The organism is Chromohalobacter sp., from assembly GCF_039830575.1.
Classification (GTDB): Bacteria; Pseudomonadota; Gammaproteobacteria; order Pseudomonadales; family Halomonadaceae; genus Chromohalobacter; species Chromohalobacter israelensis.
In genome coordinates this window covers 334,095-347,387 of sequence record NZ_JBDOOX010000009.1, presented here as the reverse complement: position 1 = coordinate 347,387, position 13,293 = coordinate 334,095, and the positions used below count along the sequence as shown (strand labels likewise).

At 61.4% G+C, this 13,293-nt stretch carries 9 protein-coding genes; 7 read left to right on the top strand and 2 right to left on the bottom strand.

All coding sequences use genetic code 11. The features are described from left to right. Positions 1-2: 2 nt before the first annotated feature. A complete protein-coding gene (locus ABGX75_RS08585; protein ID WP_347410736.1) occupies positions 3-1,481 on the top strand; it encodes an APC family permease in 1,479 nt (492 codons plus the stop codon). Between the two features lie 124 nt (positions 1,482-1,605). Here the strand turns inward: ABGX75_RS08585 and ABGX75_RS08580 are convergent, their stop codons facing one another. Next, positions 1,606-3,669, bottom strand: a complete 2,064-nt coding sequence (locus tag ABGX75_RS08580) for a TonB-dependent siderophore receptor (protein WP_347410735.1) — start codon at positions 3,667-3,669, stop codon at positions 1,606-1,608. A gap of 371 nt (positions 3,670-4,040) precedes the next feature. Here ABGX75_RS08580 and ABGX75_RS08575 point away from each other — a divergent pair, with 371 nt between their 5' ends. From ABGX75_RS08575 to ABGX75_RS08555, 5 genes are all read left to right on the top strand, one after another. Continuing rightward, positions 4,041-6,182 carry a TonB-dependent receptor gene (locus ABGX75_RS08575; RefSeq protein ID WP_347410734.1) on the top strand — a complete coding sequence of 714 codons (2,142 nt, stop codon included), beginning with the start codon at positions 4,041-4,043 and terminating at the stop codon, positions 6,180-6,182. A gap of 81 nt (positions 6,183-6,263) precedes the next feature. After that, the gene (locus tag ABGX75_RS08570; protein WP_347410733.1) at positions 6,264-7,286 is read left to right on the top strand and encodes an iron-siderophore ABC transporter substrate-binding protein; all 1,023 of its coding nucleotides are present in this window, start codon (positions 6,264-6,266) and stop codon (positions 7,284-7,286) included. Continuing rightward, positions 7,280-8,287: an iron ABC transporter permease gene (locus tag ABGX75_RS08565; RefSeq protein ID WP_347410732.1), complete on the top strand. Its 1,008-nt coding sequence runs from the start codon at positions 7,280-7,282 to the stop codon at positions 8,285-8,287. The genes ABGX75_RS08570 and ABGX75_RS08565 overlap by 7 nt, the downstream gene beginning before the upstream one ends. Continuing rightward, positions 8,284-9,330, top strand: a complete 1,047-nt coding sequence (locus ABGX75_RS08560; RefSeq protein ID WP_347410731.1) for an iron ABC transporter permease — start codon at positions 8,284-8,286, stop codon at positions 9,328-9,330. The genes ABGX75_RS08565 and ABGX75_RS08560 overlap by 4 nt, the downstream gene beginning before the upstream one ends. A 112-nt stretch (positions 9,331-9,442) precedes the next feature. Continuing rightward, positions 9,443-10,345 carry a sucrase ferredoxin gene (locus tag ABGX75_RS08555; protein WP_347410730.1) on the top strand — a complete coding sequence of 301 codons (903 nt, stop codon included), beginning with the start codon at positions 9,443-9,445 and terminating at the stop codon, positions 10,343-10,345. Positions 10,346-10,393: 48 nt separating this feature from the next. On the opposite strand, the gene ABGX75_RS08550 is transcribed toward ABGX75_RS08555, so the two are convergent. Then, on the bottom strand, positions 10,394-12,067 hold the full coding sequence (locus tag ABGX75_RS08550) for a multidrug ABC transporter permease/ATP-binding protein (RefSeq protein WP_011506342.1): 1,674 nt from the start codon (positions 12,065-12,067) through the stop codon (positions 10,394-10,396). A 251-nt stretch (positions 12,068-12,318) separates the two neighbouring features. Here ABGX75_RS08550 and ABGX75_RS08545 point away from each other — a divergent pair, with 251 nt between their 5' ends. After that, positions 12,319-13,194, top strand: a complete 876-nt coding sequence (locus ABGX75_RS08545) for an AEC family transporter (RefSeq protein ID WP_035410919.1) — start codon at positions 12,319-12,321, stop codon at positions 13,192-13,194. Positions 13,195-13,293: the final 99 nt, after the last annotated feature.

Here is a 13,293-nt window from a genome sequence, read left to right as displayed (position 1 = left end):
CAATGAACAACAGCAATCCCTATACCGCATCCTCGAACAACAGAAACCGACTATCTGGACAATTGAGCACGGCGGGTGTCGTGTTCATGGTCGTGGCTGCCGCGGCTCCACTGACTGTGGTCAACGGCAATACGCCGTTGGCCATCGGGCTAGGCAACGGCGCAATGGCCCCGCTGGGTTTCGCGTTCGCCTCACTCGTGCTTTTCGCGTTCTCGGTCGGCTTCGTGGCGATGACGCCCTATGTGAAGGAGGCTGGGGCCTTTTTCACCTACGTTGGAACCGGACTCGGGCCTCGCGCCGGTCAGGCTACGGCATTCGTGGCGCTGATCACTTACTCCGCCATCCAACTCGGCATCTATGGATTTTTCGGGTGGGCGGCAGCCGATACGGTGAGCAATATCGGAGGGCCGGCAATTCCCTGGTGGCTATATGCCGGGGCGGCTCTCGTGCTTGTCGCCGCATTGGGGTATCGAAACATCGAGCTCAGCTCGAAAGTGCTTGCCGTGGCACTCATCCTCGAAATTGGCGTTGTCCTGGTCATGAATGTCGCCATTGCATTCGAACCCTCAGGCAGTGCCTTGACCAGTCTTGCCGATATACCTGCAACGTCCAGTAGTACAGGGCCGTTTGGCATCGCCGTGCTGTTCAGCGTGACCGGTTTCATCGGCTTCGAAGCCACGGCAGTCTTTCGCGATGAAGCTCGTGACCCGAGCCGTACCATCCCGCGGGCCACTTACTGGGCAGTGTTCATCATCGGGGGATTCTATACGCTGTCTTGCTGGTTTCTGGTCTATGCTTGGGGCCCAGATACCGTATACGGGGTGGCCAATGACTACCTCAACAACGGTGGCAACATGGTGCTCGACACAGCCCGCTTCTATACCGGCCGTGTCCTCACCGATATCATGGAGGTGTTACTGCTCACCAGCCTCGTCGCCTGCATCCTGTCGTTTCATAACATTGTGACACGCTACCAGTTCGTTCTCGCGAACTTCGACATCCTGCCCCGTTTCTTCGCGAAGAGTCACGCCTTGCATGGCTCACCCCACATATCATCCTTGTTCCAGACAGCAACCGCTATCGTGCTGGTAGCCCTTTGCGCACTCAGTGGCGCGAGCCCGCTGGTCGGCGTGTTCGGCTCGATGGCCGGCATTGCCACCGTCGGCATGGTTATCCTCATGCTCCTGACCTCTGTCGCGGCCGCGGTGTTCTTCTATCGCTCGCCGCATCTCGCGCCGGGGCGCGGCGTGACGACACGCCTAGTTCCCTTGATTGCCTGCCTGCTGCTGGCGTTCATCTTGTACCTTGTGCTGAGTAACTTCACACAGGTTACTGGACTGGGCGTCGGTATCAGTACCGTACTCGCACTGATACCGATTGCGGCATTCGTCATCGGCCTTGTTGCAGTTCGTGATCGCTCGATGACGCAATTGGCCGAGCTTTCGCGCGTAGAGCCCTTGCCCGGCCGCGAGGCTGGCTAGGAAAGCAGCACTTCGACCACAGCTCCGGACCGAAGCAAAGCAGACATAAAAAAGGCCCGAGGTGCCTTGCAGCACCTCGGGCCATTTTCTTCTCGCCTCTTTCCGGCGTCTTAAAGCTTCCCGCTTACCAACGGTACTTGAGACTACCGATCACGCTGCGTGACTCGCCGTAGTAGCACCAAAAATCGCAACTGGCGACATACTCTTCGTCGGTAATGTTGTTGACATTGACTTGGGCAGTCCAGTGATTGTTCAAAGCATAACTCGCCATGGCGTCTCCCACGGTGTAGTCAGGCACGGTGATGCTGCCATCGACCGATTCTCCCACATGACGAATCCCGGCACCGACTTTCAGCCCATTCAGGGCAGTACCTTCGAAATCATAATCAAGCCACGTAGATGCCATATGGCGTGGAATCAGAGCCGCACGGTTGTCGTCTTCATCACGTGCATCCGTATAGGTATAAGCGGCTGTCAGCTTGAGGGAATCCGTGAGATAGCCTACGCCTTCCAGCTCGAAACCGGTAGAGGTCTTCTCACCTTCCTGCGTTTGGTATCCAGCAGGTGTCGTAGCAAAAGAGTTGGACTCTTTGATGTCGAAAACTGCTGCCGACACATAGCCATCCCAGCCCGAAGGCGCGTACTTGACCCCCGCCTCCCATTGCCGGCCTTCGATCGCTTCAAAAATCGCGCCGTCGGCATTGCTAGTATCAGCGCTTGGCCGGAATGATTCAGTATAGCTGAGATACGGACTCACTCCATTATCAGCCAGGTACATCACGCCGCCAGAGAACGAGGTCTCAGACTGAGTCTCATCAACCGTGACATCCGTACTTCCATCAACATTCTTCACATCAGCACTATCATGGCGGACACTCCCCAACAGCACCCAACTATCATCAATGCGCAGTTGGTCCTGCACATAAACGCCCAGTTGCTGTTTATCAATCTGCCTGCTGGTCAACTGACTATCAGGCACCGGTGTAATGCTCGTGTCAGGATCGAAGATATCGACGGTGTCATAAGTAAAATCGTCGAACTCCTTGCCATCCAAACTCAGATCTTGGTAATCCACCCCAACTAGCAAGGTGTTCTCTGTGCGGGCGGTATACCATTTACCGACCATGCGGTTATCGATGGTGAAGCTATCGATCTCACCGTCACGCTGTAGATGACCGCGATAAGCCGTTCGGCCATCACCGGTAGCAAAGTCCATATAGGTACTGCGCAGATCTAGGTCAAGCTTGCTATACCGGAAATCTTGTTCGAATTTCCAGGTGTCATCGAGCTGGTGCTTGAATTCGTAGCCGACAGCCGTCTGGGTATGCTCGTCCTTGTCGTAATCAGGCGCCCCGTAATTAGTCTCCGGATCGACCTTGCCGAACGGAGTGTCCTGCACCGTACCATAAGCCAGCTTGAAAGGGTTTTCGGGGACACCGTCGTCCTTCTGGTAGCTGGCCAGCACTGTCAACTGAGTGTCATCAGAAATACGCCATTCAAGACTGGGCGCGAAGTAGACACGCTCATTATCGGTGTCGTTCAGGTCGCCATCACGCTCCTTGTACAGTCCCACGAACCGGTAGCGCACATTACCGCTTTCGGTGACAGGCCCTGATGTATCGACCCCGAATTGGCGATGATTGCGATTGCCGGCCTGGATCTCGATCTCACCACGCTTTTCAGCGGTCGGCCGTTTGCTCACAGCATTGACGATCCCTCCTGAAGGCGCTTCGCCATAGAGGATCGACGCCGGCCCTTTGAATACCTCAACACGATCCAGCCCATATGGCTCAGGCAGCCACTGATAGTAGCCAGTCCGATAGAGACGCAAGCCATCCTGGTAGGTTGCCTGATCGAAACCTCGGATTTTGAACCAGTCAGTATTGTTGTCCGAACCGTAATGGCCGGACAGTACGCCCGAGCGATAGCGGAAGGTCTCGTCGAGGTTCTGGACATTACGCAATTCGAGCTCTTCGCGATCCACGCTGGAGACCGAACGGGGTGTCTCGGCAAGCGGCATTGCAACCTTCAGCGCCGTCGCGGTCACGACCACGGTATCGCTCTGGGCGACGTCGTCTTGTGCCTGCGCCGCTAGCGGGCAGCCGAGCAGCAGCGTCGCCATCGCCATGCGGCGAGCCGGCGACGACAGCACGTTGAAAGGCAGGGGCGAGGGACGGGAACGGGACATCGAGTTTCCTTGTGGCATGTTATTAGCGGATGACAGGAGCGAAGCTTGGAGCAAAGCCTTTCGCACATGATAAGAATTGTGATTTGTTTTCACAATAACGAACCTTCAACGCTTAGCAGCCTTTGCTGCCGCCTGCCGCCTGCCGCCTGCCGCCTGCCGCCTGCCGCCTGCCGCCTGCCGCCTGCCGCCTGCCGCCTGCCGCCTGCCGCCTGCCGCCACACCGTGACACGCCTTGTTCGTATCGTCACAAGAGACCATCCGTACCCAATTTGCAAACAAAAAGGATTCTCATTAGTATCCTCGCCCCGGCATGACATCACTCGATGGCAACAATAGCGACAATGCACACAGCAAGGGGATACCGGTTCACCATGCAAGACTTACAGCGATCACGTCTCAAGCAGCTATCGCTGCTCCCGTGGGTATTCGTCTCGGCCCTACCCTCCACGGCACTGGCCCAGGACTCAACGAGCACGGACTCCCAAGAGAACCATGGGCTGGACCCTTTGGTCATCACCGCCACCCGCAACCAGAGTCGCGAAGATGAGACCCCGCAGAAGGTCACCATCATCACCCGCGAGCAGATCGAGCAACAGTTGGCGATCACCCAGGATCCCGGCCAGGTCCTCAGTAACTTGATCCCTTCCTATTCGCCCAGCCGCCAGAAACTCTCCAACGCCGGAGAGACCTTTCGAGGGCGCTCGCCGCTATTCCTGGTCGATGGAGTGCCGCAGTCCAACCCGCTGCGTGACAGCTCTCGCGACAGTTACACCATCGACCTCTCCATGGTCGAGCGTATCGAAGTCATATACGGCGCCAGCGCCGAACACGGCCTGGGTGCGACCGGCGGTATCATCAACTATGTGACCAAGCGTCCCGAAAGCGCCGGGATAAGCCAGTATGTCGGCGTCAGCTTGACCAGTGACGACGATTTCGAGTCGGAAGGCTTCGGCCACAAGCTGGACTACCGTCTCAGCGGCCAGACCCGAGATTGGGACTATCTTGTCGCCGCCAGTCGTCAAGAGCGCGGCATTTTCTACGACGGCGACGACGATGAGGTGGGCATCGCCTACCCCGGCGAACTTCAGAACTCCACCAGTTACGACCTGTTAGCCAAGGCGGCCTACTGGATCGACGACGACCAGAATGTCGAGGTATCGATCAATCGCTTCGAGCTCGAAGGCAAAGGCGACTACGTGCCAGTGGTCGGCGATCGCGACGCCGGCGTTGCCACCACCGCACGCAAGGGCAATCCCGATGGCGATCCCGGCTATAACGAGGTCACCACCGCCCGGCTGTCGTACGCTCATGACGATTGGCTGGGCAACAGCCTGGACGCTCAACTCTATACCCAGCGCTTTCGCGCTCAGTTCGCCACCACGCCTTACTTCCCTTATCAGGGAGTTGGCGGCGACACGCTTTATGACCAGACCCGCAACGAGTCCGACAAGCTCGGTGCCAAATTCACCCTGAGTCGTGACGGCCTGCTCGACGACCACCTCAAGCTGACCACGGGCCTCGACCTGCTGCAGGACGAGACCCGCCAGATGCTGGTGCATACCGATCGCACTTATGTCCCGGAGACACGCTTTCGCAACGCAGCCGTGTTCTTGCAGGGAGACTATGACCTGACCGATTCATTGAGCGTGCATGCCGGGGTTCGTCAGGAATATGCCGAGCTCGAGGTCGATGATTACAGCACCATCGATCGCAGCAACGTGACCCAGGACAACGTCAGCGTGGGAGGAGGCAAACCCGACTTCAACGAGACGCTCTACAATGCCGGTGTCGTCTATCAGGCCACCGACTGGGCCCAGCTCTACGCCAACTACTCCGAAGGCTTCGGCATGCCCGATGTCGGCCGGGTACTGCGTGGCATCGACACGCCCGGCCAGGACGTCGATACACTGCTGACGCTGCAGCCCATCGTCACCGACAATCGCGAGGTCGGTGCGCGTTTCGACTGGGATCGCTATGGCCTCGAGTTGAGCTACTTCGAATCGAACTCCGACTATGGCGAGCGCCTCACCGAGGAGAACGGCACCTGGGTCGGCAACCGCGAGAAGACCGAGATCCAGGGCATCGAGGTTACCGGCGAAGCGCAGGTGAGTGATGCCCATCAATTGCGGCTTTCCTATACGCACACCGAGGGCAAATCGGACACCGACGGTGACGGCAGCGTGGATACCAAGCTGACCGGCATCAACATCGCGCCGGATACCCTCAAGCTGGCCTGGAGCGCGGCCTGGAATCAGAAGCTTTCCTCGCATCTGCAATACAGCCGCTATTTCGACCGCAGTGTTGACGATCCCCAGCTCGAGTTCGACGGCTACGGCCTGATCGACGCCTCTCTGTCCTACCGTCTGCCGGTGGGCCGCACCAGTCTGGGCGTGGAAAACCTCACCGACGAGGACTACTTCACGTACTACTCACAGGCCGCGAGAGTGAGCGATGAATATTACTTCAAGGGCCGGGGACGCACTTTCACCCTGAGCTATCAGCTCGACTTCTGAACAATACCCGCTGATGACCGAGGCTTGTCGAGCGGCGCCGCATGACGTCGCTCGACAACACGCATACGCCAGGAGGCTGCCATGCCGATCCGCCGCCAGTGGTTGACCATGCTGCTGGTTTCCCTCATTCCCGGTGTCGTCACTGCCAACGCTCAGAACATGCACAGTGTTGCCAATGCCTTCGGGGAGACATGCCTGCCTGCCCCGGCACAACGCATCGTCACCCTCTATCAGGGCGCGACCGACACGGCAGTGGCACTGGGTATCACGCCTGTGGGTGTCGTCGACTCCTGGCTGGAAAAACCCATGTATCGCTACTTGCGTGACGCCCTCGACGGCGTGGAACACGTCGGTCTGGAGACCCAGCCCAACCTGGAGAAGGTCGCCTGGCTGGACCCGGACCTGATCGTGGCCACGCGCTTTCGCCACGAGCGGGTCCGGCCGCTGCTGGAGAAGATAGCGCCGACGATCGCCACCGACAGCGTCTTCGACTTCAAGGCCACCCTGACCATGATGGCCGAGGCCACCGGCCGACAAACTCGCGCCCATCGATTGCTTCGCGACTGGGACGACCGCGTGGCCGATTTTCGCCGCAAGATCGCCGAAAAACTGGGTGACGCCTGGCCACAGAAGGCTGCCGTGATCCGTTTCAAGAGCGACCATGTGCGTATCTATTCCACGGGATTTGCCGGATCGATCCTCGATGAACTGGGCTTCACGCAGCCGGATACCCTTCACGACCGGGGCTGGGGCATGAAACTGACCAGTGAAGAAAACATCCCGGTCATGAATGCCGACGTGATCTTCGTGCTCTTGGAGCCCAACGATCCCGCCATCGCCCGCAACTATCGACACTGGACCTCCCACCCTCTCTGGGCACGACTGGATGCCGTGGGCAACGACCGTGTCTTCGAGGTAGACGCCGTGGACTGGATCATGGGCGGCGGCATCCTGGCCGCCAATGCCATGCTGGATGATCTGTATACCCACTATGGACTCGACCTTCCCCGTACGCAGGCGTTAACTGCTGGCTGTCGATCCGGCAGCGTCGAGGAGAGCGCCTCGCCCTCTCGGGAAAAGAACGAGGAATCGGCCACATGCTGACGCGACGAACGACACGCCTTGCAGGGCTGCTGGCCGGCCTGGTGCTGATGGCGACGACCTTCGCGGCGAGCGTCATGCTGGGCACCACCGAGCTCCCGCCGTCGACCTTCATCGCGACCTTGCTGCATTACGATCCTTCCCGGGTCGCGCACATCATCATCGTCAAGGAACGCCTGCCACGCGCCGTGATCGCCGTCCTGGTGGGCGCGAGCCTGGCCATCGCCGGCGCTCTGATGCAAACCCTGACCCGCAACCCCCTGGCATCGCCGGGTATTCTGGGGATCAACGCCGGGGCCATGTGCTTCGTGGTCATCGCCGTTGCGTTGTTGCCGCTGCACGCGCCGGCGGACTATGTCTGGGCGGCGCTGCTGGGAGCGCTCGTCGCGGCCTGCCTGGTATTGATGTTGAGTCGCGGGGGCGGCCGTGCCGGGCCCTCCTCACTGCGGGTGGTACTGGCTGGCGTGGCCGTCACGGCCATGTTCGTCTCCTTCAGCCAGGGCCTGCTGATCATCGACCATCAGAGCTTCGAGAGCGTGCTGTACTGGCTGGCCGGCTCCGTATCCGGGCGCGAGCTTTCGCTCGTGGTTCCTCTGCTGCCGCTCTTCGGCATCGCCCTGCTGCTGTGCATGCTGCTGGTCCGACATGCCAACGCCTTGATGCTGGGCGATGACATGGTCACGAGCCTGGGCATGCATGCCGGCACCATCAAGCTCCTGCTCGGCCTGGTGGTGATCCTGCTCGCCGGAAGCTCTGTCGCGCTGACCGGCATGATCGGTTTCGTCGGACTGATCGTTCCTCATATGGCACGCGGACTGTTCGGGGTCGACCACCGCTGGCTACTGCCGGCCTGTGCCCTGCTGGGAGCCTGCTTGCTGCTGCTGGCCGATGTGGCGTCGCGTTTCTTGATGCCGCCGCAGGATGTGCCGGTCGGGGTGATGACCGCCCTGATCGGCACCCCCTTCTTCATTTACCTGGCACGCAGGCAGCAGGCACGACCATGACGCATTCCCCTGCCTTGACCACAGCCGTCGATCGCATCGTCGGGAACCGGGCGCTTCGTTATTCGGGCATGATGGGTCTTCTCGGACTGGTGCTGCTGGCCAGCATGGGCCTTTCCCTGCGTCTTGGCAGCTTTCCCACCTCGCTGCATGAAGTCGGACAGGCGTTGTTCGCTCCACAGGACAGCGAGATCGCCTTCATCGTCTGGGAGCTGCGCCTGCCGCGCATCCTGCTGGCCGTGCTGGCGGGGGCGGCTCTGGCCGTGGCCGGCGCCATCCTGCAAGGCATCGTGCGCAATCCGCTGGCATCGCCGGACGTGATCGGCATCACCAGCGGAGCCGCCATGGGCGCCGTCATCTTCCTGGCACTGTTCGGCACCACCCTAAGCGTGCACTGGCTGCCGGCCGCCGCATTGCTGGGCGCCTTGCTGTCCGCTCTGCTGATGTTCTCGCTGGCCTGGAAGCACGGTATCACGCCCATGCGCATGGTACTGGTCGGTATCGGCCTCTCCGCCGCCGCGGGATCGGTGACGACCCTGCTGATCGTGATCAGCGACGATACCGCCGCCATGACGGCTTATGTATGGCTGACCGGCAGCCTCTACGCCGCTCAATGGCAGGATGTCCTCGGCATGCTGCCATGGTTGCTGGTCACCGTCCCCTTGTGTCTGTCGCAGGCCCGCCACCTGAGTGTCATGGCGCTCGGAGATCACGTGGCTCGAGGTCTGGGCGTGAACGTGCCCTGCTGTCGGCTGTTGCTGATGGGCTGCAGCGTGATACTGGCGGGCACGGCCGTGGCTTTTGCCGGTGGCCTCGGCTTCGTGGGCCTGATCGCACCGCATATCGCCGCCCGCCTGGTGGGCCAGGACTTCCTGCGACGATTGCCCGTCACCGCCCTGGTCGGGGCGCTGATCGTCCTCCATGCCGATCTGCTGGGCCGCGTGGCCTTCCTGCCCAAGGACCTGCCCGCCGGCATCTTCGTCTCGGGCGTGGGGGCGCCGTTTTTCGTCTACCTGTTGTATCGCCATCGCGATCACTCACGGTAGACGGCACGACAAGATCCTGACTCGAACGCGAGGGTTTTTCCGACATGCGCCTTTGCATTGCACAACGTTCTCGTGAAGCGCGACGCCCCGAAATCCAGCGGGAGCATGCCTCATGAAGCGAACCTTCTGCGCCGATCTCGGCCTCGAACAGGGCGACCCACTGGCCGGCAGTGCCGCCCACGCCGAGCGCAACCTGCTGATCAGTTGGCCTCGCGCCAAGTGGACACGCAACCTGCGTCATGCCCACGACATGCCGGAAAGCCTGATGCAAACCCTCGACGCCATCGCCGCCGGTGAGCGGCGGGTCAATCTGATTCACCGACGCGAGCAGGCCGACGAGAGCCATCAGGTGTTTCTGATGCCCGAACGCCGGCAATTCCTCGTGCCTCGCGGGGAGCTGGAGACGTTTCTGGCCGCGTGGCAGTCAGGGGCGCCGCTGACGGCATGGGAAGGTGCACAGGTCGAACGCGACCTGTTGCTGTGCTGCACCCACGGCAAGAAGGACAAGTGCTGCGCCAGGTACGGTTACCGAACCTACAAGGAATTGGCCCGGACCGTTGCGGCACACGAGCTGCCTTTCGATGTCTGGGAAAGCAGTCATCTGGGCGGCTGCCGCTTCGCCGCCAGCCTCGTGCTGCTCTCGCCGGTCCGCAAGTACGGCCGCATCACGCCGCAGCAGGCATTGCCCTTCCTGCAAGCGGAGGCACGAGGCCGTCGTTTTCTGCCCGGCTATCGCGGCGACTCCCGACTGACACCGGCGCAGCAGTGCGCCCAGCTTGCCGCCCTGGGCTTCCTGGAACGACGCTACCCGGCGGCCAACCTGAGGTTACAGGACGACACCGGCGACGAGCAGCGGCGGTGCATCCTGTGGCAATGGGAGCAAGGTGGCGCGCATGGTCGGCTGCGGACGGTATGCGAAACGACGGCGATCCTGCGCGTCGACATGTGCTCCGATCTGGACGACGGCCCCACCGAAAGTCTCGTCTGGCATGCCACCCAGATCGTACCTGCATGAGCGTGACTGGCATGAGCGTGGCAGCCGCCGCAGGTAGCCTGCCGTCCCTCACACGTTGTCCGATGTGTCCTCGAGCCGTGCCACGGCGTCGCGGCTGACACGCTCGCGCATCTCGCCGGTCAGTTCGCTCAACTGGCCCGCGCGCATCTCCAGCAAGCGGTCGGCGTGCTGGAAGTAGTGATCGTCATGACTGATGGCGAACACGGTCTTGCCGCTGTCGCGCAACATGGGCAGCAGTTCGCGATAGAAGATGCGCCGGAACTGCGGATCCTGGTCCGCCGCCCATTCGTCGAGCAGCAGGATGTCGCGCTGTTCGGCAACCGCCAGCAGCAGTGCCAGGCGCTTGCGCTGCCCCTGGGAAAGCTGGGTGTTGGTCACCCGCCAGCCGTCGAAATGCAGCTTCTCGCCCATGCCCAGGCGCTCGATCCAGCTCTCCGCCAATGTCGTGTCGGGCGTCTCGCCTCCCGGTCCCATCACGCGATCGAAGAGATGGAAGTCGGTGAACACGGCCGCGAAACGACTGCGGAAGGCGTGCCACCCTTCTGCGTCGACGGGCTGCCCGTCGATCAGTATGTCGCCGCTGGCCGGTTGATAAAGGCCCGTCAGCAGGCGTGCCAGCGTCGACTTCCCGCTGCCGTTGCCGCCGATCAAGAAGACCAGCTCGCCACGCGACAGCGTCAGATCGACAGGGCCGACTTCGAAGCCGCGGCCATGCTCGCCAGCGGCATAGGCGAAGGTCACGCCGCGCAGCTCCAGGGTCTGCCAATCGCCATGCGCGGCACTGTCGCCGAACTCGGCGCGATAACCGGCCAGCTCCAGGTCCTTGAGCTTGTTGAAGGCGACCTGGGCACTCAGCAGGGTGGGCAGCGCCCCGACGGCTTGAATCAGCGGCGTGCGCAGGAACAGCAGGGTCAGCGAGTAGGTGGCCGCCACGTTGGTATTGGCCCATCCCAGGCCATTGGCGAGGAAGAACACCAGCCCGATGGCCCCCAGCATCATGATGTTCGACCAGTTCACCGCGCTGAGATGGAAGGTGTCCGAGCGGATGATGTGATGACGATACTGCTTGGCATCGTGCTCGTAGACATCCTCGTAGAGCGCCCTGGCGCGGTCGCGGTTGAGGGCCAGTTCCTTGCGGCCATCGATCACCGCCTCGTAGTCCTTGTAGAGGCGATCCTCGGTTTCGCGCACGCGTCCCAGATGGCGATACACATGCGAAACCAGGTACCAGCCGCCGACGACCGTCACCGCCACCCACAGCGAGGTGATCAGCAGCATGCCCGGCGAGAGCCAGGCCAGGTACGCGGCCGAGCCCAGCGTCAGGATCACGCCCTGCACCAGCTCGGGCAGCCGTACGAAGGCGATGGTGATATTGCGTACGTCGCTCGACAGGCTCGCCAGCAGATGCGCGCTGCCCAGCCGCTCGATGCGCTCGATATCGGTATCCAGAATGCGCTTGATCAACCGCCCGCGCAGCCGATAGACGAAGTGATGACCCAGGGTGGTCAGCGCCAGCTGCGAGCCGAGCGTCACCGCCAGCAACAGGGCGATCAGCCCCAGGAACTGCGGCAACACCCACTGCGGAGCGCCCTGGGCCTCGATCAGGTGCTGGTTGATGAACGCGATGACGCCGATGCCCAATCCGGCGCTGGCCAGGCTCAGCACCATGACGCCGATGAACGGCCAGCGATAGTCGCGATACACGACGCGCAATAATTCCATGCAAGCCCCAAGGTGGCGACGCGTCGCGCGAACGCGACGCCGATGAATGTCAGCGTGGCCCACGATTCTTGCCAATTCGCGCGCCACGTCAAGGTAAAGGATTCTCGTTTTCGCGTTCACGTTGCAACGCATTACCACGATTGGCGACAATAGCGCCCGTGTGGCGCATTCCGCGACCGTATCGTTCGCGTTCACAACCTCTCGCCCGACTCCGCCACGCACCGGGCGCCGACACTCAATCAGGCTCGCGCATGCTCGCCGAACTCTTCGCTGTCATGGCCCCCGTCTTCGTGGGTGCCACCATCGGTTTTGGCTGGGTACGCCTGGGATACGCGTATCCCACGGACTTCGTCACCAAGCTGGTCTTCAATGTCGGCACCCCGTCATTGATCCTCGCCTCGCTCTCCGGCGCCAACATCGATGCTCATACCTTCGGGCGCACCATGCTGAGCACGCTGGCCGTGCTCGTCATCATGGCGCTGGCGACCGTCTTGATGGCGCTGCTGCTGCGCAAGGACTGGCGCGTCCTGCTTGCGCCCATGATGTACCCCAACACCGGCAACATGGGCCTGCCGGTGGCGCTCTACGCCTTCGGCAAGGAAGGCTTCGCCTATGCCATCACCGTGATGGTGACGGTCGCCCTGGTACAGTTCACCTTCGGGGTGATGATGATCAGCCGCAGCAATCCCCTGAAGAGCCTGCTGCGCACGCCTACCGTCTACAGCATCCTCCTGTCGGTGGCCATTCTGCTGACGGATACCGACCTGCCGCGCTGGATCGACAACACCGTGGACCTGATCTCCGGCTTCACCGTGCCGTTGATGTTGATCACCCTCGGCGTCTCGCTGGCCAACATCCAGGTACGCAGCCTGTCCTCGGGGCTCGCCTTCAGCCTGCTGCGCACGGCCTTCGCCGTCTGCGTGGCCTACGGCGTGGGCTGGGCACTGCACCTTCCGCCCCTGGCGCAGAGCGTGCTCATCCTGCAAATGAGCATGCCCGTGGCAGTCTATAACTACCTCTTCGCCCAGCGCTCGCGCCGCGAACCGGCGTACGTCGCCAGTCTCGTGTTCTGTTCGACCCTGCTCGCCTTCATCTACGTGCCGGTACTGCTCGCGCTGTTCATGTAGATATGCCCCGACGGCCTGGGTAGCTGGCCTGGCAGCGTCTGGCCATATAATTGTCACAGCATGAATCTCTGTTATTCTGCGTAATGTGCGACGCGCAGG